This is a genomic window from Roseateles toxinivorans (assembly GCF_004362525.1).
Lineage (GTDB): Bacteria > Pseudomonadota > Gammaproteobacteria > Burkholderiales > Burkholderiaceae_C > Paucibacter > Paucibacter toxinivorans.
Map to the genome: position 1 here is coordinate 1 of NZ_SNXS01000017.1, position 21,697 is coordinate 21,697.

At 68.6% G+C, this 21,697-nt stretch carries 20 protein-coding genes; 11 read left to right on the forward strand and 9 right to left on the reverse strand.

What is annotated here, in order from left to right; all coding sequences use genetic code 11:
• Positions 1 to 249: 249 nt before the first annotated feature.
• From DES47_RS27465 to DES47_RS27500, 9 genes are all read left to right on the forward strand, one after another.
• Positions 250 to 1,056 carry a MipA/OmpV family protein gene (locus tag DES47_RS27465; RefSeq protein WP_133703981.1) on the forward strand — a complete coding sequence of 269 codons (807 nt, stop codon included), beginning with the start codon at positions 250 to 252 and terminating at the stop codon, positions 1,054 to 1,056.
• Positions 1,057 to 1,094: 38 nt separating this feature from the next.
• Positions 1,095 to 1,607 (forward strand): YbaK/EbsC family protein, encoded by a 513-nt coding sequence (locus DES47_RS27470; protein ID WP_133703982.1) that lies wholly within the window; start codon positions 1,095 to 1,097, stop codon positions 1,605 to 1,607.
• Complete coding sequence (locus DES47_RS27475) at positions 1,607 to 1,855, forward strand: DUF1289 domain-containing protein (RefSeq protein ID WP_133703983.1); 249 nt, start codon at positions 1,607 to 1,609, stop codon at positions 1,853 to 1,855. Before DES47_RS27470 ends, DES47_RS27475 begins: the two co-directional genes overlap by 1 nt.
• Before the next feature lie 11 nt (positions 1,856 to 1,866).
• Entirely contained in the window at positions 1,867 to 2,499 is a 633-nt protein-coding gene (locus DES47_RS27480; RefSeq protein ID WP_133703984.1) for a 2-hydroxychromene-2-carboxylate isomerase, read from the forward strand.
• Positions 2,500 to 2,737: 238 nt separating this feature from the next.
• Positions 2,738 to 4,423: an MFS transporter gene (locus DES47_RS27485; RefSeq protein WP_133703985.1), complete on the forward strand. Its 1,686-nt coding sequence runs from the start codon at positions 2,738 to 2,740 to the stop codon at positions 4,421 to 4,423.
• 214 nt (positions 4,424 to 4,637) lie between these two features.
• Positions 4,638 to 4,802: a hypothetical protein gene (locus DES47_RS28890; protein ID WP_166652218.1), complete on the forward strand. Its 165-nt coding sequence runs from the start codon at positions 4,638 to 4,640 to the stop codon at positions 4,800 to 4,802.
• A gap of 159 nt (positions 4,803 to 4,961) precedes the next feature.
• Complete coding sequence (locus tag DES47_RS27490) at positions 4,962 to 5,273, forward strand: ElaB/YgaM/YqjD family protein (protein ID WP_133703986.1); 312 nt, start codon at positions 4,962 to 4,964, stop codon at positions 5,271 to 5,273.
• Complete coding sequence (locus tag DES47_RS27495; protein WP_133703987.1) at positions 5,273 to 5,662, forward strand: phage holin family protein; 390 nt, start codon at positions 5,273 to 5,275, stop codon at positions 5,660 to 5,662. The genes DES47_RS27490 and DES47_RS27495 overlap by 1 nt, the downstream gene beginning before the upstream one ends.
• 6 nt (positions 5,663 to 5,668) lie before the next feature.
• Positions 5,669 to 5,974 (forward strand): YqjK family protein, encoded by a 306-nt coding sequence (locus DES47_RS27500; protein WP_133703988.1) that lies wholly within the window; start codon positions 5,669 to 5,671, stop codon positions 5,972 to 5,974.
• 26 nt (positions 5,975 to 6,000) lie between these two features.
• Here DES47_RS27500 and DES47_RS27505 read toward each other — a convergent pair whose 3' ends face one another.
• Positions 6,001 to 6,636: a glutathione S-transferase family protein gene (locus DES47_RS27505; RefSeq protein WP_133703989.1), complete on the reverse strand. Its 636-nt coding sequence runs from the start codon at positions 6,634 to 6,636 to the stop codon at positions 6,001 to 6,003.
• A 51-nt stretch (positions 6,637 to 6,687) separates the two neighbouring features.
• Positions 6,688 to 7,287: a PEP-CTERM sorting domain-containing protein gene (locus DES47_RS27510; RefSeq protein WP_133703990.1), complete on the reverse strand. Its 600-nt coding sequence runs from the start codon at positions 7,285 to 7,287 to the stop codon at positions 6,688 to 6,690.
• Between the two features lie 223 nt (positions 7,288 to 7,510).
• On the opposite strand from DES47_RS27510, the gene DES47_RS27515 reads away from it, so the two are divergent.
• Entirely contained in the window at positions 7,511 to 7,939 is a 429-nt protein-coding gene (locus DES47_RS27515) for a globin family protein (RefSeq protein ID WP_133703991.1), read from the forward strand.
• A gap of 12 nt (positions 7,940 to 7,951) precedes the next feature.
• Here DES47_RS27515 and DES47_RS27520 read toward each other — a convergent pair whose 3' ends face one another.
• From DES47_RS27520 to DES47_RS27550, 7 genes are all read right to left on the reverse strand, one after another.
• Positions 7,952 to 8,749 (reverse strand): substrate-binding periplasmic protein, encoded by a 798-nt coding sequence (locus DES47_RS27520; protein ID WP_166652219.1) that lies wholly within the window; start codon positions 8,747 to 8,749, stop codon positions 7,952 to 7,954.
• A gap of 148 nt (positions 8,750 to 8,897) precedes the next feature.
• Positions 8,898 to 11,375: a response regulator gene (locus DES47_RS27525; RefSeq protein WP_133703993.1), complete on the reverse strand. Its 2,478-nt coding sequence runs from the start codon at positions 11,373 to 11,375 to the stop codon at positions 8,898 to 8,900.
• Positions 11,372 to 14,251: an ATP-binding protein gene (locus DES47_RS27530; protein WP_133703994.1), complete on the reverse strand. Its 2,880-nt coding sequence runs from the start codon at positions 14,249 to 14,251 to the stop codon at positions 11,372 to 11,374. The genes DES47_RS27525 and DES47_RS27530 overlap by 4 nt, the downstream gene beginning before the upstream one ends.
• Positions 14,248 to 17,097: a hybrid sensor histidine kinase/response regulator gene (locus DES47_RS27535; RefSeq protein ID WP_133703995.1), complete on the reverse strand. Its 2,850-nt coding sequence runs from the start codon at positions 17,095 to 17,097 to the stop codon at positions 14,248 to 14,250. The genes DES47_RS27530 and DES47_RS27535 overlap by 4 nt, the downstream gene beginning before the upstream one ends.
• Before the next feature lie 13 nt (positions 17,098 to 17,110).
• On the reverse strand, positions 17,111 to 17,869 hold the full coding sequence (locus tag DES47_RS27540; protein WP_133703996.1) for a response regulator: 759 nt from the start codon (positions 17,867 to 17,869) through the stop codon (positions 17,111 to 17,113).
• Between the two features lie 104 nt (positions 17,870 to 17,973).
• Complete coding sequence (locus tag DES47_RS27545) at positions 17,974 to 18,165, reverse strand: hypothetical protein (RefSeq protein WP_133703997.1); 192 nt, start codon at positions 18,163 to 18,165, stop codon at positions 17,974 to 17,976.
• 180 nt (positions 18,166 to 18,345) lie between these two features.
• The gene (locus DES47_RS27550) at positions 18,346 to 18,570 is read right to left on the reverse strand and encodes a hypothetical protein (RefSeq protein WP_133703998.1); all 225 of its coding nucleotides are present in this window, start codon (positions 18,568 to 18,570) and stop codon (positions 18,346 to 18,348) included.
• Positions 18,571 to 18,770: 200 nt separating this feature from the next.
• On the opposite strand from DES47_RS27550, the gene DES47_RS27555 reads away from it, so the two are divergent.
• Positions 18,771 to 21,683, forward strand: coding sequence for an adenosylcobalamin-dependent ribonucleoside-diphosphate reductase (locus DES47_RS27555; protein WP_133703999.1), 2,913 nt, complete (start codon positions 18,771 to 18,773; stop codon positions 21,681 to 21,683).
• Positions 21,684 to 21,697: the final 14 nt, after the last annotated feature.

The following is a 21,697-nucleotide window of genomic DNA, read 5'->3' on the forward strand; positions in this document are numbered from 1 at the left end:
CCCCAGTCCAAGACTTGCTTGCTTCATGACCTGAATCGTCGCAGCCATTCAAGCTTCGCGGTAGCTGATTTGCCCGGGGGTTGTGCAGACCCTCCTTAGGCTGCGGATTCTAGAAGTGATGGCGGCAGCGGTGAGTGCCGGCGCGGAGGCCTTAATCAGCCCTTCATCTTTGGCGGCAGGCTGCTTCATCGGTGCTTCATGCGGGACGCCTGACACTGCACCCCATCTTCAACCCGACCCGGATTCCCGATGTTTTCGCTTCACACCCTTTGCGCCCCACCGTTGTTGCTGGGCCTCCTCTGCACAGCTGCTGCCCAGCAGGCGCCGACGACGCCCGGCACCCCGGACAAGAGCTCGGCCTGGACGCTGCGCGGCGGCGTCGGCGCTGCAGTGGCGCCGAAGTTCCCGGGCAGCAACAGAGGCCAGCTGGGCCTGCTGCCGGTGTTCGAGGCGCGCTACCGCGAGCAATTCATCATCAGCACCCTGCGTGGCATTGGTTACGAGGCCAAGCTCAATGAGCAGCTGAGCGTCAGCGCCGCGCTGGCGCCCGACATGGAGCGTCGCCGCGCCAAGGACGACAAGCGCTTGACCGGCCTGGGCGATGTCAAGTGGGCCCCGGCGCTGCGCCTGGGTGCCGAGCTGAATGCCGGGCCGCTGCTGCTGAGCGCCGGCACCAGCACCCGTCTGGGCAAAAGCAAGGAACTGGGCGGGCGTGGCACCCGTGTGGAGTTCGATGCCGGCTATGCGCTGCGGCCTATGCCCGGCGTGGGCCTGATTGTGGGCGCCTCGGCCCAGCTGATGGACGGCAAGCTGGCGAGCGCCCTGTTCGGCGTGACACCGGCCCAGGCCGCGGCCTCCGGTCTGGCGGTTCATCGGGCCGATGCGGGCCTGACGAGCTTGGGTCTGTTTGCCAAGGCCCACTATCGGATTGACAGCGACTGGAGCCTGCAGGCCAAGCTGGAGCTGGCCAGCCTGCGCGGTGCCGCGGCCAGCAGCCCGGTCGTGAAGAAGAAGCTGCAGCCCGGCCTGGCGTTGATGGTGAGCCGAGCGTTCTGACGAAACGGGGCGGCCGGGCTTTGCCCGACAATAGGCGCATGAGTGAAGCAGCAGACAACAACGCCCTGCGCCCGGAGGGCTTTCGCCGCGTCGCTGATGTGCTGGCCGGCCAGCAACATCCGCACGCCCCGCTGTGGCTGGAGGTCTCGGCGCGCACCGCTCAGGAAGCCGCCGACGCTCTGGGCGTCAGCCTGGGCCAGATCGCCAAGAGCGTGGTGTTCCGGCGCAAGAGCGACGAGGCCGCCGTGCTGGTCATCACCTCGGGTGACAAGCGCGTCGATGAGAAGAAGCTGGTGCCGCATACCGGTCCGCTGGGCCGGGCCGATGCCGACTATGTGAAGTCGCGCACCGGCTTCTCGATCGGCGGCGTGTCGCCGATCGGACATGCCAGTGCCGATGGCAGCAAGCCGCTGCTCTATATCGACCAGGAGCTGTTCCGCTTCGACCAGGTCTGGGCCGCGGCCGGCCATCCGAATGGCGTGTTCAAGCTCAGCCCGCAGGAGCTGGAGCGCCTGACCGGCGCGCCGGTCATCGACGTGGTGCAGCTCTGATGAGTGCCTTGTCTACGCCTAAGCCGGTCAGCGCCGTGCCCTCGCCCTGCACCAATGTCTGCCGCATGCACGCGCCCACCGGCTGGTGCGAGGGCTGTGCACGCACGATCCCCGAAATAGCGGCCTGGTCCAAGCTCGACGATCAGGCCAAGCGGGCCGTGCTGGCCCTGCTGCCGCCGCGGCGTGAGCTGTTGGTCGAGCAGCATGGCGTTTTCAGTGCCGCCGAGCCGGCGAGCAACGCGCCCTGAGGCGGCCACGCATGAAGTCCATCACCTTCTACTTCGACGTGATCTCGCCGTATGCGGCACTGGCCTTCGAGCGCCTGCCTGAGGCGCTCGAAGGCCTGAACGTGGTGGTGGACTACCGGCCTATCCTGTTTGCCGGCCTGCTCAAGGCCTGGGGCCAGAAGGGCCCGGCCGAGATGGAACCCAAACGCCAGTGGACCTTTCGCCAGGTCGCCTGGTCGGCCCACCGGCTGGGTATCGAGTTGCAGACGCCTGCCGAGCATCCGTTCAATCCGCTGGCCCTGCAACGTCTGGCCTGGGCCTGCGGGCCCAATCGCAGGGTGGTGGAAAAGCTGTTCCACCACGTCTGGCACGGCGGCCTGGATGCGAATCACCCCGGCCGCCTGGAGCGTCTGCAGCAAGAACTGGCCCCCGCCTGCGACCCTGCCGATGATGAGGTCAAGCAGACGCTGCGCCAGGCCACCGAGGATGCGATCGCCCGGGGGGTGTTCGGCGTGCCCACCTTGGAGGTCGATGGTCGCCTGTTCTGGGGCCTTGACTCGCTGGACATGGCGGCGGCCTATCTGCGTGGCGACTCATGGTTCCGGGGTGATGCCTGGGATGAAGCCGGACGGCCACGCGCCGGGGTGGTGCGGCGCGAGAGGTGAGCTGCTCTGGGGCCTGTCCACCAGGGCCAGGTCTTGCTTGTCAGTCTCGGGACAGATTCGCTCAGTGCTTACCCGCGCACCGGGCGCACTCTCACGATGAGAAACAAAAGCCAAGGGTTGCCCCGGGGTTTGTCAGTTTCGCATCAGTTCCACGTCAGACAGGGGTCAGAGCCGGCTCCCATAGTCCGGTCCAAGGGCCACCGGGCGGTGGCTCCTCAAGCAATAGGAGACACCCACCATGGCCACTGCAAGCGCAGTCTCCACCAGCACGGGCATGACGGCGACGGAAAAGAAGGTCATCTTCGCTTCCTCGCTCGGCACCGTGTTCGAGTGGTACGACTTTTATCTCTACGGTTCGCTGGCGCCCATCATCGCCAAGCAGTTTTTCTCAGGGCTCGACCCGCAGGCGGCCTTCATTGCCTCGCTGCTGGCTTTTGCCGCAGGCTTCATCGTGCGCCCCTTCGGTGCGCTGGTGTTCGGCCGTCTGGGCGACATGATCGGCCGCAAGTACACCTTCCTGGTGACGATCCTGATCATGGGCCTGTCGACCTTCATTGTCGGTGTGCTGCCCAGCTACGCGGCGATCGGTGCCGCGGCGCCGGTGATACTGATAGGCCTGCGCATGCTGCAGGGCCTGGCACTGGGCGGTGAGTACGGGGGCGCAGCGACCTACGTGGCCGAGCATTCGCCGCAGGGCAAGCGGGGGGCCTACACCTCCTGGATCCAGACCACGGCAACGCTGGGTCTGTTCCTGTCGCTGATGGTCATCCTGGGTACCCGCACCGCGATGGGCGAGGCTGCGTTCGCCGACTGGGGCTGGCGCGTGCCGTTCCTGGTCTCCATCCTGCTGCTGGGCATCAGCGTCTGGATTCGTTTGAGCATGAACGAGTCGCCGGCCTTCCAGAAGATGAAGTCCGAGGGCAAGACCTCCAAGGCACCGTTGTCCGAGTCCTTCGGCCAGTGGAAGAACCTGAAGATCGTGCTGCTGGCTCTGTTCGGCCTGGTCGCCGGTCAGGGCGTGGTCTGGTATTCGGGCCAGTTCTATGCGCTGTTCTTCATGACCAGCGTGTTGAAGGTGGACTCGGCCACGGCCAACATCCTGGTGGCTGCGTCGCTGATCATCGGCACGCCATTCTTCGTGATCTTCGGCACCCTGTCTGACAAGATCGGCCGCAAGCCCATCATCATGGCCGGCCTGCTGCTCGCCTGCCTGACCTACTTCCCGCTGTTCAAGGCGCTGACCGCTGCGGCCAACCCGGATCTGGCCAAGGCGCAAGCCAGTGCTCAGATCGTGGTGACCGTCGATCAGAGCACCTGCTCCTTCCAGGGCAGCCCGATTGCACGCGAAGTGGACTTCACCAGCTCCTGCGACATCGCCAAGCGCGCGCTGGCGCAGAACTCGGCCAGCTATGAGACAGTGGCCGGCCCGGCAGGCACCATCACGTCGATCAAGATCGGCGAGAAGGTCATCAACTCGCTGAACGCCACCGTGGCGGCTGGCGGCCACAAGTTCGACGAAGAGAGCGGCAAGAAGGTCGCCGCCTTCAAGAAGGACTTGGTCGACTCGCTGAAGGCCGCCGGCTACCCGCCCAAGGCTGACCCGGAGAAGATCAACAAGCCGCTGGTGATCGCGATCCTGACGATTCTGGTGATCTACGTCACCATGGTCTACGGCCCGATCGCCGCCATGCTGGTGGAACTGTTCCCGACTCGCATCCGCTACACCTCGATGAGCCTGCCGTACCACATCGGCAACGGCTGGTTCGGTGGCATGCTGCCCTCGATCACCTTCGCGATGGTGGCGCAGAACGGCAACATCTATCATGGCCTGTGGTACCCGATCACGATCGCTGCGATGAGCTTTGTCATCGGCATGCTGTTCGTGCGCGAAACCAAGGACGTGGACATCTACGCCAAGGACTGATTGGGCGCAGGAAACAGTCCCTGCGGACTGTTTCTCGGCCCAATCAGGCCGGTGGGCTTGCAAGCCCGCCGGCTGAGGCTGGAAGTATGAAAGGCTGCCTCGGCAGCCTTTTTTCGTTTCCGAAGCTCTCTTGCAAGCCACGCGCAAGCCCAATCCCGACAATCAGCGGTGAGCGGGCCGACTCGGCTTTGCCATCTATTCAGGAGATCGGATCATGTGGAAAATTGCTTTGGCCTTTGCCGTTTTTGCTGCACTGGCCTTGTTCATCCTGTCCAAGGGCGGTGATGTGGACATGGGCGGCGAGAAGCACGGCATCGAGGTCAGCCATGAGGCGGCAGCCTCGGCCCCGGCAGCGGTGGCGTCGGCCGCTTCTCAATGATCCGTGCCGGGTCTTGACGCGGAGGGGTTGCGATGGCGCACAATTGGCGAAGGGCTTGAGTTTTGTCACTCCGTGCCGACGCGGTCGGGGTTTCAATCACCATGGTGAGTGGCAAGGCGCCGCGACCAATCCTTTTCCCCGTTGTACAAGGAGTGAACCATGTCCGAAGCAAGCAAGGCCCAGAAAGAACGCCTGATGGCCGACCTCCATATGGTGGTGGCCCAGGCCGAAGAACTGCTGCGAGTCACCGCCGGTCAGACCGGTGAGGGCGTGGCCGATATGCGCGCCAAGCTGCAGGCCAAGTTGAGCAATGCCCGAGACAGCCTGAGCCATGTCCAGGAGGCCGCGATCGAGCGCGCCAAGGCCGCCGGCCACGCCGCCGATGAATATGTGCATGACAACCCCTGGCGCGCCATCGGCGCGGCGGCGGGTGTGGGGCTGATCGTCGGCTTGCTGATAGGCCGTCGCTGATGCCACAGTCCGCGGGCCCCGAGCCCGGCCTGCTGGCGGCGCTGCGCCGCATCAGCGCGACCTTGATCGAGATCGTGCAGCTGCGGCTGGCGCTGATAGGCAATGAGCTGGAGCAGGAGAAGCTGCGTCTGCTGCAGTCGGCGATGGGCGCCTTGCTGGCGCTGATGTTGCTCGGCGCCGGCGTGGTGACGCTGAGTCTGCTGATCGTGATGCTTGCCGGCGAGGCCTACCGGCTCTGGGCCTTGGCTGCCCTGACCCTGATCTATCTGGGCGCCGGTGGGTGGCTGTGGCACCGCTCCTGCGAGCGCCTGAAGCAGACTGGCGGTCCGTTCGCGGCCAGCTTGGCCGAGCTGGCCCGCGACCGAGATACCCTGCAGCCGCCGGGCTGAAGCGCCATGGCCTCCGAACAAGAGCGGTTGCTCCAATTGCGCCAGATGGCCCTGCGCCTGCGCAGCGCCGAGTTACGCATTCAGTTGAGCCAGGAAGCTCAGGCCTTGCGGGCACCGCTGGCCCTGGCCGATCAGGGGCGCCAGTGGCTGCAATGGCTGCGCGCCCGGCCAGCCTGGACGCTGGGTGGCGCGGCGGGGCTGCTGGCCTTGGTGACCGGGCTCAGGCCCCGGCGCCTCCTGCGCTGGACGGGCCGGGGGCTCAAGGTCTGGCGCTGGGTGGTCCGGCTGCGCGGTTTCATGCGAGCCGGCTGAGGGCGACTCGGCTGATTCAGGCTGATTCAGCCTGCATGGGGCCAATGCCGGGCCCAGATTGGCGCGATCTGTGGGTGGCGCTCGACGCGCTCAAGCGTGGCCAGGAACTGCGGCCGCGCCCGCGCCAGATGCTTGCGCGTGCCCGACCATCTGGAGACCACGGCGGCCATCAGATCGAGACCCCCCGGCGCTTCGCCGCTCAGGTACGGCGCGGCGGGAAAGGTGTCGGCGAACAGATCCCAATAGCCGTGCAGCCGGGCCCTTGCGCCGCGCAGCATGCGCTCGCGAGCCGACGCGTCAATGTCGGCGCACCAGCGCTCCGGATAGTCGATCACGCCGATCGCTGCATAGCAGTTGGCGGCAATGAAGACCATGCCGCGCAGGGCCTGCGCCCTCCGTGCCGGGTCTTGCGGCAGCAGCTGTGAGTCGGGGAACTGCAGGCCCAGGTGGATCATGATGGCGGCGCTCTCGGTCAGCACCGAGCCATCGGGCAGGACCAGGGTGGGGATCTGCAGCAGCGGGTTGACGGCCCGCAAACGGTCCAGCGCCGAATCGGGCTCCCAGCTGGAGGCACGCTCAAGCCGGCAGGGCGCCCCGGCCAGAGCCAGTGCGGCCTCTATCATCGCGGAGCCGGAGCCCGCGGATCCGAACAAGGTGTACATGGCTGATGCCTCCCGTTCCAGGACACATCAGCATGCCACAGCGGAGCAGCGTCAGGTCTTGCTGCGGCGCACCACCAGGCCCACCCCAGCCAGGCCCAGCAGCAGCAGGGCATAGGTCTGCGGCTCGGGAATCGTCGGCACCTGCACCAGACGCCAGGTGTTGCTGCCGAAGTCCTTCATGTCGAAGTGCAAGGACAGGGTCTGGCCGGGTTGGATGACAAAGGTGTCGAAGAAAAAGTCGAGCTTGTCGACCGGTTGATTGGTACGGTCAACATGCCAGCCGCCAACAAAGACGCCGTTGATATCCACCTTGACCGACTTCAGCCATTCGTCGAACGGCGTCGGCTGGCCGAAAGAGATGCCGTCCCCCTCGGGAGAGTCGACCCAGGCGCCGGCGGGGTTCATCGTCTGCAGCTTCACATGGAAATCGGTCCAGTGGTAGACGCTGCCGTTGAGTATGTATTTCGTGACCGACCAGTCACCGGTCATGCCCGCGACGGGCCGCGTGTAGATCGGTTCAAGCGATTGGGTGAACTCCTCGAAGGTGACCGATTGCGTCTGGGCCGCCGCCGTGCTGACGCCCAAGCTGAACACCAGACCCGCCCCGACAACAAGCGCGATTCGACCGAAGGAATGAGATATTGCATGCATGTTGCTTCTCCGTTGGTGGTTGCCCTCCCTCGATAGCTTTTGTTCGCATTTCGCACGAATAAGGTGCGCTTTGAAACATTAGAAGTTGCTGCTTGCGCTGCAACCCTCAAGCTAGGGGGGGCCCAGCACCCTGCTGCAACCAATGAAACAGGGTCGGCTCCGGCATGCAACGGGCTTGAATCCTGGGCCGCGCAAGCTGCAGGCTTCAACTCAGGAGCCCGTCATGACCCCGCAACAAATCACCCAGATCCGCGACAGCTTTGCCTTGGTGCAACCCATGGCCGACGAGGTGGCCGCGCTGTTCTACCGCCATCTGTTCACGGCCGATCCGAGCCTGCGCCCGCTGTTCAAGGGTGATATGCAGCAGCAGGGCGCGCTGCTGATGACGATGCTCGGCGCCGCCGTGCGCATCCTGGACCGGCCCGACAACCTGCTGCCGGTGCTGCGCTCGCTGGGCGAGCGGCACGCTCACTACGGCGTGCAGGACGCGCATTACGCCACCGTCGGCGCGGCACTGATTCAGACGCTGGCCGACGGCCTGGGCGAACGGTTCACCGACGAGCTGCGTGCTGCCTGGGTGGCCATGTACGGCGTGGTCAGCAGCACGATGATGGCTGCTGCCCGCGATGCCCAGCTGCGGCTGGCGGCTTGAAACCCTCGACCCTCAATCCACACTCTTCATCAGATGTGAGACGCTGGCCTTGAACTCGGCGGACTCGCGGATCTTGGCTTCCAGGCGCCAGACGTCACGGGCGGTCTGTCCGTGCTTGGCGAAGAAGGGCTTGGAGAAGATCGTGTAGTAGGCCTTCTCGACCAGGGCCGGGTTCAGGCGTTCCAGCTTCGGGCCCAGCGCCGCATTGCCGGCCAGGGTGTTCTCGGCCTCGGTGGTCTGCAGGGCGGCGGCGACGTAACGGCCCGAGGCCACGCGGCCCAGCAGCTCGTCGGCGGTCGGTGAGCTGTCCTCCACCTTGACACCCAGCTCCTTGAGCTGGTTGACGATGGAGAAGCCGGTCTGCGCGCCGACGGTGCCTGCTGTGCTCAGCTTCTGGCCATCCCAGCTGACGGCAGCCCCCTTGGCCTTGTACAGGGCGTAGCTGGTACGGTACATGCGCTTGGTGGCATCGGCATCGCCGTCCATCTTCATCGGGTAGTGCGCAAATTCGGCGCGGTCCTTGCTGAAGCTGGCGTTCATGGCGGCGTCGACCGCGCCGCTCTTCAGCTCGGCCAGGCACTGCTTCCAGGGCATGGCCACCAGCTTGACCGGCACGCCCAGCTGCTTTTCCAGGTGCTGGATCATGATCTGGCTGTAGCCGGGCTTGGCCTTGAGCAGCCAGGGGAAGGCATCTTCGTTCTCGTGGCAGATGCTGACCTTGTCCGGATTGGCGGGGGCCTGGGCCAGAACATTGACGCAGCAAGTGCCGCTCAGCGCGGCCAGGCTCAACAATATTTTCAGGGTGCGCATGGCGGTAGCCTCGGTTGCGGCCATGCCTGCAATAGGGGCACGGCGTCATCAATCCTAGGTCGCCAGACCATGAATCGTAGGCTGCCCAGGCGTCAATGGCTGAGGCAAGAGTGCGATAATTGACAAAAACTGCAAATCTCTAGCCACCTCAGGCGCCTGTGAGGTCCAGCACCCGGGTCACCAGGTCGGCCGGGGCAAAGGGCTTTTCCAGGGCCGCGCAGCCCGCCTCGCGCAAGAACTCGGCGGCGCCCGGGCCCAGAGTGTCACCGGTGACGAAGAGCATGCGCGTGGCCAGCTCCGGCCATTGCGCGCGAACCCGCCGCCACAGTGCCGCGCCATCGACATCGGGCATGCGCAGATCGCTGACGATGGCGTCCACCCTCAGCTCCTCCAGCATCCGCAATGCCACCGCGCCGGACTCGGCGATCGCCACCTCGAAGCCGGCCAGCTCGAGCGCATCGCGCATCAGCTCGGCCAGGTCCGGCTCGTCGTCGACGACCAGCACGCGGCGTTGGCGGCCGGCGTCGGGAATCGGCACCGGTGCCTGGGCCGCTGCGGTGCTGCCACCGCCGCTCAAGGGCAGGGTCAGCAGGAAGGAGGCGCCGCCCAGCGGACGCTCGGTTTCCAGCACCAGATCGCCGCCGTGTTCGCGCGCCACGCCGCGCGACACGGCCAGGCCCAGCCCGGTGCCCACGTCCTCGCGCTTGGTGGTGAAGAAGGGGGTGAAGATCGACTCGCGCAGGGCCTCGGCGACGCCCGGGCCGTTGTCAGCAACGCGCAGCCACAGGCCCTTGCCCCCGCCGTCGATGCCGCTGCTGATCTGCAGCCGTCGGTCTCCGGGCCGCATGCCCAGCGCCTGCTGCGCGTTGACGATCAGATTCATGACCAGCTGGCCCAGCCGGTCGGGGTCGGCCGGCACGTCGGGCAAATCGGGGTCCAGGCGCAGCGCCACGGTCACGCCATCGGCGCGCAGGCTGTAGGCCAGCAGCTCGACGGCGGCGCGCACCAGGTCGTTCAGGGGTACGGCCTGGCGGGTCTCGGGCCGGCTGCGCGCCATGTTCAGAAAGGTGCGCACGATGCGGCCGCAGCGCTCGGCCGCCTCGCGTATGCGCTGGGCGTCGGCATGGGTCGCTTGACCCTGCAGTTTTTCTTCCAGCAGGCTGGCGCGGCCCAGCACGATGGCCAGCGGATTGTTCAGCTCATGGGCCACGCTGGCCAGCAGGCTGCCCATGGTGCCGAGCTTCTCGCTCTGGCGCAGCGCCTCGCGCTGCTGGGCCAGCTGCTGTTCGGCCCGCAGACGTGCCTCGAAGGTGGCGCGAATGCTTTGCACCCAAGGCATCCAGGTGGGCGACAGCTGCGGCGCGTCGGTGTTGACGTCGCCTGCGATGCGGCGCAGATAGAGCAGTACCTCGCGTGCCGGCGAGACGAAGCGCCGCGCCAGCAGCCACTGCGCGGCCACGAACATCAGCAGCAGGGCCAGGGCCAGGGCCAGATAGGGCAGCAGCGCCGGATAGACGGCCTCCTGCAGCGCGGCCAGCGGCACGGCCTGCACCAGCTGCCAGGGCGTGCCTGGCGCCGGGCTCAGCAGCAGCGCCCAGTGGCCATCGGCATCCAGCGCCCCACCGAGTCGGCCGGGGCGGGCGGCGGCGCGGTCCAGCGCGGCCTGATCCAGGCCGCCGGGCAGACGGCTGACCAGCATCACCCGGATGCCGCTGCCGCCGGGCTTGCGTTCGTTCTTGCTCAGCGCCTGGGCCGAGTCGGCGAGGATGCGGCCCTGGCCGTCGACGATCCAGAAGCGGGCCTGGGCCTGCTCGCCGCTCCAGCGCTCGACCAGCGCCTGCAGTGCACTGAGCCGGAAGTCCAGCAGGATCTCGCCGCGGAACTCGCCATCCACCATCACCGGTGCCAGATGGGACACGGTCAACAGCGCACTGGCGTCATCGACATAGGGCGGGGTCCAGAACGAGGCAATGTCCGGATGCTTGAGCGCCCATTCGCGCCGCTCCTGCGAGCCGCTGCGCCGGTAGGGCGCCAGGCCGTAGAGGGCGGTCTCGCCCATCGAGCTGATGGCGGTGGCCGACGGGAACCAGGGGTAGGCGACCGACATGGCCGCATCGGCCGGCAGCAGCCAGGAGGCGACGAAACCCGGCGAGCGGGCATGGACGACGCGGGCCTGCGCGACAAAGCTCTGCGCCAGCCTCAGGAGCTGCGCATCGGGCGCGCTGCCATCGGGCTGGTACCACAGCAGCTGGCCCAGGCGTTCGCGGGTGGCGGCATCGGCTCCGTCCAGGGTCCAGCCATCGGGCCGGCCCTCGTGCTGGCGGGCCTGCAGGGCCTGGCGCAGGCCGGGGCCATGATCGGGCGGCCGGGCCCACAGCTGCTCCATCAGCCGGCGCAGATCGCGCACATGGTTGACGGCCGGCTGCACCAGCTCGGACAGCTCGCGCGCATGGGCCTCGCCGCGGCGCTCCAGGCTCTGTACCACGGCGTCATGCTGCTGCCGGTATTGCGTGACCATCAGCAGGGCCAGCAGGGCCAGCAGCGGCGCGGCCAGCAACCACATGAAACGGCGCGTCGAGGCCAGCATGCGGGCGGCCTCGTGCCCGCCCTGGGTCGTGGGGCTCATCGGGTCGGCCCCTCGTCGGCGGCCGGCATCAGTGTCGCCATTTGACCCAGCAGATCGGCCTTGGTGAAGGGCTTGTCCAGGCTGGCGCAGCCCGAGCTCTGCAGGAACTGGCTGGCGCCGGCCGACAGGGTGTCGCCGGTGACGAACAGCATGCGCCGGGCCAGCGCCGGCTGGCGCGAGCGCACGGCACGCCACAGCGCCGCACCATCCATATCGGGCATGCGCAGATCGCAGACGATGGCGTCGAAGCGTGCCGCGTCCAGCAGCTCCAGCGCCACCGCGCCCGACTCGGCGCTGGCCACCTCGTAGCCGGCGCTCTCCAGCATGGCGCGCATCAGCTCGGCGATCTCGGCCTCGTCATCGACGACCAGCACCTGGCCCCGGCTGTGGAACTCCAGCTCGCCGGGCTGGGTCGGTGGCGGTGCCGGTCGCAGATTGCCACCCAGGGGAAGGCGGAGCAAGAAGGCTGTGCCGCCCTCGGGGCTGGCAGGCTCCAGGCTCAGCTCGCCGCCATGCTCGCGGGCCAGCGAGCGTGACACCACCAGGCCCAGGCCGGTGCCCAGGCCCTCGGGCTTGGTCGTGAAGAAGGGCTGGAACAGCCGGGCACGCACCGCCGCGGCGATGCCGGGCCCGTTGTCGCTGACGCGCAGCCACACGGTGCCGCCGCTGTCATCGACGCCGGTGCTGACACTGACGCGGCGCGACTCGCCGCTGCCAGCGGCCAGCGCCTGCTGGGCATTGACCAGCAGGTTCAGCACCACCTGGCCGACCTGGTCGGCGTCGGCCAGCACCTCGGGCAGCGGTTCCTGCAGCCGCAGCTGCAGCTCGATGCCGTGGCTGCGGTAGCTGTAGGCCAGCAGGTCGGCAGCGGCGTGGGCGGCGGTGTTCAGGCACATCGCGCCGCGCTGGGCCGGTCGGCTGCGCGCCATGTTCAGAAAGGTGCGCACGATGCGGCCGCAGCGCTCGGCGGCCTCGCGGATGCGCGTCGCGTCACCGCGCAGCGCCGGCTGGTCCTCGCACTTCTCTTCGAGCAGATTGGCACGGCCCATGACGATGGCCAGCGGGTTGTTCAGCTCATGGGCCACGCCGGCCAGCAGGCTACCCATGGCGCTGAGCTTCTCGCTCTGGCGCAGGGCCTCGCGCTGGCGCTCGATCTCCTGCGCGGCGGCGCGGCGCTCGGACAGGTCGGTGATCGAGGCGGTGTAATGCGACTCGCCATCGACCTCGGTGCGCCACAGCACCATCTCGACCGGGAACTCGCTGCCATCGGCGCGCAGTGCCTGCAGCTCCATGCGCTTGCCCAGCACCCGGGCCGGCCCGCCCTCGCGCATGCGCCGCATGCCGGCCTCGTGCGGGCCGCGAAAGCGCGGCGGAATGATGACCTCGGCCACCGAGCGGCCCAGCGCCGCCTCGTGGCTGCAGCCGAACATGGCCTCGGCAGCCGGGTTGAATTCGCGGATGAAACCCTGCTCGTCGGTGGCGACGATGGCCGCCAGCGCCTTGTCGACGATGGCCGACTTGAAGGCCTCGCGCTGGCGCTCGCGGCGCTGCAGCTCGTGCTGGGTGCGGAAGGTCTGCGTCACCGCATCGACCCACAGCTGCCAGCGCCTTCCCAGCTGCGGCGCGGGCGCATCGCGCTGTTCGGTGAGCGCGCGCAGATAGGCCAGCACCTGCATCGCCGGGTTGACGAAATTGCGGCTCAGCAGCCATTGCCCGGCGACGAACATCGCCAGCAGCATCAGCGCGATCAGCGCATTGGGCAGCAGGCTGGGCAGCACGGCCTGGCGCAGCGAGGCCTCGGTCTGCGCATGCACATAGGTCCAGGGCGAGCCGGGGCGCTGCGCCGCCGCCAGCACCCAACCGCCGGCATGGAGGGGCCGGCCCGGCCGTTCGAGCGCCTGGGCCAGATCGGGCATTGCCAGGCCCTCCGGCAGACGGTCGGCCAGTGCGCTCTTGACATGGGTGTCGGCGACTGCGCGGCCACCGTCCCGCAACGAGGGCCGCAGCGGCAGGCTGGAGTCGGCCAGCACATGGCGCTGATCGTTGACGATCCAGCCGCGGCCGGCCGCCGGCCGCCAGCCGTCCATGCGGCGCTGCAGCTCGGCAATGCGCAGGTCCAGGCTGACCTCGCCCAGCATCTGGCCATCGACCACCACCTCGGCCATGTGCGAGACCACCAGCTCGCCGTCCAGCTGGCTGATATAGGGCGGGCCCCAGCGGCCCTGGCGGGCGGCATCGGCGGGGCCGCTGGCCAGCCGGGCGCGTGTGCGCTGCGCCGCCTGCGCGCGCAACGCGGCAATCGACTGCAGCGAGGGCAGCTCCAGCGACTGCAGAATCGATGCGGTGGACACAAAGGGATAGCCGAACGAGGTGTTGACGTCCATGCCGGCGAACCAGGAGGCGACGAAGCCCGGCTCGCGCGCATGAACCCGGCGCACATGGGCGGTGAAGGCCTGGGCGCGGCGCTGCCAGGCCTCGGGGAACTTGTCGCTGCCCGGCTCGGCCCACCAGATCTGACCGTAGAGGGCCTGCTGCTCCCGGCGGGCGCCATCGAGGCTGAAGCCATCGGCCACACCGGCGACCTGGTGCGGCTGCAGCGCCCGCGCGAGGCCGGGCCCGGCATCTGGCGGCTCGTTCCACACTGACTCCATCAGCACCCGCATGTCATGCACATGGGCGCGGGCCGGCTGGGCCAGGGCGGCCAGTTCCTGTGCATGCTCGTCGAGCCGGCGGGCGATGGCCTGCTCGGCATCGGCGACGCGCTCGCGGTACTGCAGCGCCGTCAGCACGAGCAGCAGGAGCAGCACCGGCACCAGCAGCAGCCAGATCAGCCGGCGCGTGGTGTTGAGGGTCTGCAGCGCCGGATCTGTCCTCATGCCTGATCCAGCACCAGGCGCACCTTGTCCAGCAGATCGGCCTTGCTGAAGGGCTTGTCCACACAGGGGCAGCGGGTGTCGGCCAGGAAGCGGCCGGCCGCGGGCGACAGGGTGTCTCCGGTGACGAAGACCATGCGCCGGGCCAGCGCCGGATGCAGGCGGCGCACCTCACGCCACAGCGCCGGGCCATCCATGCCGGGCATGCGCAGGTCGGAGACGATGGCGTCGAAGCGGGCCTCGGCCAGCAGCTCCAGCGCGACCTCGCCGGACTCGGCGGTGGCCAGCTCGTAGCCGGCACTCTCCAGCATCTCGCGTATCACCTGGGCCAGCTCGGCCTCGTCATCGACGACCAGGATGCGGGCCTGCTGCTCGACCTCCAGCGCGGCCGGGCGCGTATCCGCAGGCACCTGGCGGTCCTCGGGCGGCGCCAGCGGCAGGCTGAGGCGGAAGCTCGCTCCGCTGCCGGTCGGCGAGACCTCCTCCAGGCGCAGGCTGCCGCCGTGCTCCAGCGCCACCGAGCGCGAGAAGGCCAGGCCCAGGCCGGTGCCGGCGCCCTCGCCCTTGGTGGTGAAGAAGGGGTCGAAGATGCGCTCGCGCAAGCCCGGCGCGACGCCAGGCCCGTTGTCGGCGACGCGCAGCCAGGCCTGGCGGATGCGGCCGCCGGCCCGGCCGCGCTCTTCCTCCAGGCCGGTCTCGATGCGCAGCTTCAGCGGCTGCGGGCGGCCGGTCAGCGCCTGCTGTGCATTGACCAGCAGATTCAGCAAGACCTGGCCCAGCTGGTCGCCATCGGCCAGCACCGAGGGCAGCTCCTCGGCCAGGCGCAGCTCCACGGCAATGCCGCTGGTGCGCAGGCTGTACTGCAGCAGATCGACGGCGCCATGCACCAGCTCGTTGAGTTGCACCGGCCGCTGCTGGCCCTTCTTCTGCCGCGCCATGCTCAGGAAGGTGCGCACGATGCGCGCGCAGCGCTCGGCCGCCTCGCGGATGCGCAGCGCGTCGTTCTGCAGGCCCAGGCCCTCGGGCAGATGGGCCAGGCCCTCGGTGCGGGTTTCGAGCAGGGTGGCCCGGCCCATCAGGATGGCCAGCGGATTGTTCAGCTCATGGGCCACGCCCGCCAGCAGGCTGCCCATGGCGCTGAGCTTCTCGCTCTGGCGCAGCGCCTCGCGCTGGCGCACGATCTGCTCCTCGGCGGCATGGGCCTGGGTGGCATCGACGATGGAGGCGGTGAAGAATGAACGCTCGCCGACATGGGTGCGCCACAGCACGATATCGATCGGGAATTCGCTGCCGTCGGCGCGCACCGCGCGCATGGCGATGCGTTGGCCCAGCAGGCGCGGCGGGCTGCCTTCGCGCATGCGCCGCATGCCCTCGTTGTGGGCCTGACGGAAGCGCTCGGGTGTGATCAGCTCGGCCACCGGCCGGCCCAGTGCGCTGTTGCGCGAGTACTGGAACATGGCCTCGGCCGCGGGGTTGAACTCGACCACCCGGCCGTCGTCGTCGGTGGTGATGACCGCGGCCAGCGCATGGTCGACGATGGCGCTCTTCAGTGCCTCGGTCTGCTCGGCCTGACGGGCGGAGGCGCGCCACTGGTCGAAGGTGTCCCCGACCAGCTTGAACCAGGGCGTCCACAGGCGGGAGGCCGGCGGTGGCGCGGCGCCCGGCTCGGCCGCTGCGCGGCGCAGATAGTCCACCAGTTGCAGGGCCGGCGCGGTGAAGCTGCGCCACAACAGGTAGAGCACCAGGGTGAGTATCAGCACAAACTCGGCTGCCACCAGCAGCTGCGGCCAGAACAGCTCCAGCACCATGCGCTGCACGCGGGCCTCGGGCAGCAGGGCCAGGACTTGCCAGGGCGCTGTCTGCAACCGGCGCTGCGTCAGTGCCTGCTCACCCAGATCGATGGCGGCATCGCTGGCCAGCGCCTCGGCGCGGCGTTCCTGCGCCAGCTGGGGCAGGCCGGCGCCGGCGGCGTGATCGACCAGGCTGTCATCCCGCCCGTCCAGCAACCAGAAGCGACCGTCACGCTGCCCTGCCGCCGGGCCGGCCAGCGCTTGCTGCAGGCGCGCCAGCGGCACGTCCATGGCCACCACGCCCAGCAGCGTCACATCGCGCCACAGCGGCGCGCGCAGGGTGATGTAGCGGGTGCCCAGGGCATCGGTCCAGGGGGCCGACCAGTCGGGCTCGAAGGCTTCGCCGCTGGCCACATTGCGGCTGGCGACGGCGGTACGCAGGGCCAGGCCTTTCAAGTAGGCGGTCAGCGTGCGGGCGCCAGCGTCATTGAGCAGGCTGGCGCTGGGCTGCCACGGGTGCAGCCACGCCTGATCACCGGCGGCGCCGATGAAGTAGACACGACCCATCGCGGCATTGGCCTGGCCGGCCAGCTGGGCCTGTTCTCCGAACTGGGCGGCACGTGCCAGGGCCTCTCGCTGCTGGACAGGGCCGGGCGGCTGGACGTTGCTCAACAGCAGCTGCGCGCCGCTGTCCTTCAGCAGCGCGGGCAGGGCGTCCAGGCTGTACTCGCTGCGGCCGGCCTCGGCCGCGTCGGCGGGCAGCAGAAAGTCCGTGCTCAGCCCACTCGGGGGCAGGTCTCGCCCCAGCAGGTCCTGGACCAGGGCGCGCAGCCGCAACACATCGTCGCGCACCGGGCGCAGCAGCCGGTCCAGCGCGGCGCTGCGCTGGTCGGCACTGATCGCCAGCTCGCGCAGGGCGGTGTGGCGGTAGGTCTCGTACTGGCGCTGGGCCAGCCACAGCATCGACAGCAAGGCCGGCAGCGCCAGCGCCAGCACCAGCCAGGTGTAGCGCCGACGCAGCCGGGTGACGTCGAGGACGGAGACGGTGTCTGCGCTCAATAGATGGCCTTGCTCAGATCGCGCCGCCGCCGGGCACGAAGACGTAGCCCACATTGCGCACGGTCTTGATCAGCTCGGGCTTGTCGGGATTGCGCTCGATCTTGCGGCGCAAACGCATGATGCGCAGATCGATCGAGCGGTCGAACACGTCCCAGCCGCGGTTGTGCGCCTGCTCCATGATCTGGTCGCGGTTGAGCGGGCGGTTGGGGTGGCGGGCAAACAGGGCCAGCAGGTCGAACTCGGCGGCGGTGATGTCTATGGCCGCGCCGTCGGCGCCGGTCAGGCGGCGCTCGTCCAGGTCCAGCCAGCAGGCGCCGAACTGCACGCGCTTGCCGTTGCCGCCCTGGGCCAGGGGCTCGGCGGCCGGCGCAGCGGCCACCGGAGGCGCCGTCTGCAGGCGGCGCAGCACCGCCCGCACGCGCGCCAGCAACTCGCGCATCTCGAAGGGCTTGGGCATGTAGTCGTCGGCGCCGAGCTCCAGGCCGACGATGCGGTCCACCGACTCACCGGCCGTGGTCAGCATCACCAGGCCGGTGCCGGGGTGGGCCTCGCGCAGCCAGCGGGCCAGCGACAGGCCGTTCTCGCCCGGCATATTGACGTCGAGCAGGGCCAGATCGGGGCGGCCCGCCGCCACCAGGCCGCGGGCCTGGGCGGCGTCAGCGGCGGTCTGCACAACGAAGCCGTGGCGGGTGAAGTATTCGCTGAGCAGCTCGCGCAGCTCGGGCTCGTCGTCCACGACCAGCACCGTCGCGGGGTTGTGGGGCTCCGTCATGGCCGTGGCTCCAATCTTGTTCTGGGGGGCATCATATCGGGCCGAGGCGGGCGGCATGGTCGCCGGCCAGGCCGGAGCAGCGGAGCAAGCACTGACATGAACCATCATGCCTGGCTCCGCTGTTGTTCGAGGTGGGCCTCGGCGTGGAACACGCCCGGCTGGGTGTCGGCGAAGTCGGCCCAGCTCGGGCCGTGGGCGGCCGAGCGCGGCTGCAGGGCCAACCAGGGCAGGTGCAGGCCCTGCTGCGGCGCGAAGAAGCGCCGCAGCGCGGATGACACGAGATCGGGATTGGACATGGGAGGGTTCCGGTGCGGGTTGCGGCTCTTGGCCTTGCCTGCCACTGTCGCGCCGCCATGTATCACCGTCATTTCCCGCCGACCGGCCCATGTTTCAATTGTTTCAGCGCAACGGGTGGCGCGCAAGAAAAAGCCCGCGCGGGGCGGGCTGTCGATCGATAGGCGGCGGGGCCGCAGGCCTCAGCGGGGCGAGGTGTAGCTCTCGTACAGGTCTTCAGCAAAGGCCTCGCTGCGGTAGAAGCCGGGCAGATTGTCGCTGTGGAAGGCGCTCAGCGGACCGGTGTGCGGGCGGTAGCAGGTGGGCGCCGGCCGCACCTCGCGCCAGGTGCCGCGCACGGCATTGGCGCCCGCAGGGCGGCCCAGCAAGCGCTTCAGGGTGGTGCTCAGGGTTTGGCGGGACGTCATGGGGTGGCTCCGTGCGTTGACAGCGATCAATGCAGTGACTGTGCCCGCTTCACGTATCAATCCCGTGTCAAGTCTGCGACCCTTGTGTGTCAAATGTTTCCACCTGTATCCACCGTGGACTTGATCTGCATCCTTGCACGCCGCCCGGCTCTGGTTCACAGTGCGCCGATGCCCAGTGTGCAAACAATAGAGGAGTGTTCATGAGCGAATCCGCCACCCGTCCCAGCCCCCCGGTCGATGCCGGCAACCTGCCGCCGCAGACCATCAGCGGCGAGGTGCTGCTGGAGAAATACGCCAAGGGTGACGAGCAGCATCTGGACGCCGTGCGCCTGCGCGTGGCCCGCGCCCTGGCCGTGGCCGAGGCGCCCGAGCAGCGCGCGCTGTGGGAGGCCAGGTTCCTGGACGCCCAGCGCCGCGGCTTCATCCCTGCCGGGCGCATCAATTCCGCCGCCGGCACCGATCTGAGCGCCACCCTGATCAACTGCTTTGTGCAGCCGGTGGGCGACTCGATCGCCCAGTTCGAGGACGGCCACCCCGGCATCTACACCGCCCTGACCGAGGCGGCCGAGACGATGCGCCGCGGCGGCGGAGTCGGCTACGACTTCTCGCGCATCCGCCCGCGCGGCGCCTGGGTGGGCAGCACGCAGAGCAGCGCCTCGGGGCCGGTCAGCTATATGCGGGTGTTCGACCGCTCCTGCGAGACGGTCGAGTCGGCCGGCTCGCGCCGCGGCGCCCAGATGGGCGTGTTGCGCTGCGACCACCCGGACATCGAGGAATTCATCCACGCCAAGGACCAGGGCGACCTGAAGAACTTCAATATCTCGGTCGGCGTGACCGACGAGTTCATGGAGGCCGTGCAGGCCGACGCGCCGATCGAGCTGGTGCACCGTGCCGAGCCCGGCGTCAAGGCCAAGGCCGATGGCGCCTACCAGCGCGGCGACGGCCAATGGGTCTACCGCAAGCTGCAGGCCCGCGAGCTGTGGGACCAGATCATGCGCTCCACCTACGACCATGCCGAACCCGGCGTGCTGTTCCTGGACCGCATCAACAAGGACAACAACCTCAGCTACTGCGAGACGATCACGGCCACCAACCCCTGCGCCGAGCAGCCCCTGCCTCCGTATGGCTGCTGCTGCCTGGGCAGCGTCGATCTGACCTTCTTCGTCGAGCATGCGTTCGAGGCCGAAGCGCGCTTCAATGACGCCGCCTTCGCCGAGGTCTGCGCCGTGGCCACGCGCATGCTGGACAACGTGCTCGACGTCACCGTCTGGCCGCTGCCGCAGCAGCAGCAGGAGGCGGCCAACAAGCGCCGCGTGGGCCTGGGCTTCACCGGCCTCGGTGATGCGCTGATCATGCTCAATCTGCACTACGACAGCGACGCGGCGCGCTCGATGGCGCGCCACATCAGCGAGGTCATGCGCGACGCCGCCTATGGCGCCTCGGTCGATCTGGCCAAGGAGCGCGGCCCCTTCCCGCTGTTCAATGCCGATATGTATATGAGCCGCGGCAACTTCGCCTCGCGCCTGCCCGGCCCGCTGAAGGAGCGCATTCGCGCCAGCGGCCTGCGCAACTCGCACCTGCTGTCGATCGCACCCACCGGCACCATCAGCCTGGCCTTTGCCGACAATGCCAGCAATGGCATCGAGCCGCCGTTCAGCTGGAGCTATACGCGCAAGAAGCGCATGGCCGATGGCAGCTACAAGGAGTATGCGGTCGAGGACCATGCCTGGCGTCTGTACCGCCATCTGAAGGGCAAGGACACGCCGCTGACGCCGGCCTTCGTCACCGCGCTGGAGCTCAGCGCCCATGCGCACGAGGCGATGGTCGCGGCGGTTGCGCCCTGCGTCGATACCTCGATCTCGAAGACGGTCAACGTGCCGGCCGACTATCCCTACGAGGACTTCCAGGATCTGTACCTGCACGCCTGGCGCTCCGGCCTGAAGGGCCTGGCCACCTATCGGCCCAACAGCATTCTCGGTTCGGTGCTGAGCGTGGACAGCGCGCCCAAGGTGACGCCGCAACCGCTGCTGCCCACCGATGGCACCAACCAGCGCCTGCGCCTGGAGCGCCTGCCCGCCGCGCCGGTGCTGGCCTCGCTGCGCTGGCCCAGCCGGCCCGATCTGTCGGGTGGCAATCCGGCCTGGAGCTTCATGATCCAGCACCCGCACGGCGAGTTCGCCTTGTTCGTTGGCGAGCTGCCGGCCGAGGGCCCGGGCATGGGCCTGTTCGGCGCGACCCTGCCGTTCGAGGTCTGGGTCAATGGCGCCGAGCAGCCGCGCGGCCTGGCGGCCCTGGCCAAGACTCTGTCGATGGACATGCGCGCCAATGACGCGCAATGGCTCAAGCTCAAGCTCGACGCCCTGACCACGGTGGCCGAGGAGCGCTCGTTCGACATGCCCTTCCCGCCGCACGGCGAACGCCGCCTGTTCCCCGGCGTCGTCGCCGCCACGGCTGCCGTGATCCGCTGGCGTTGCGAGCAGCTCGGGGTCTGGGCGCAGACCGGCCCGACGCCGGTACTGGATGCGATGTTCAGTCGCGACGAGCCGCGCACCGGGCCGTCGGGCACCCTGGCCTGGGCGGTCGATATCGAGAACCCGGCCACCAACGAGGCCTTCACCCTGACCCTGAAGGAGGTCAGCCTGCCGGGCCAGGAGGTGGGGGGCAACACCCGGCCCTGCGCCCTGGGTTTCTCGGGCAACTACCCGCGCGCCTACGACGGGCTGGCGCGCTTGCTGTCACTGGACATGCGTGTCGTCGACCCGGGCTGGATAGGCATGAAGCTGCGCAAGATGCTCAATGTCGGCGAACCGCTGGGCCACTTCATGGCCCCGGTGCCCGGCGAGCGCCGCCAGCAGGTCTGGCCCTCCACGGTGGCCTATGTCGCGCGGCTGATCATCCACCGCTACGCGATGCTGGGTGTGCTCGACGAGCAGGGCTTCCCGCTGCGCGAAATGGGCGTGCTGGAGAACCCGTCCCACCGCAGCGCCAAGCCCGGGGCCCAACCCGCACTGATGGCCGGCTCGCCCTGCCCGGAATGCGGCAACCACACCGTCATCCACAAGGACGGCTGCGAGTTCTGCACCGCCTGCGGGTATGTGGGGCAATGTGGTTGAGTGACTGAGACCCT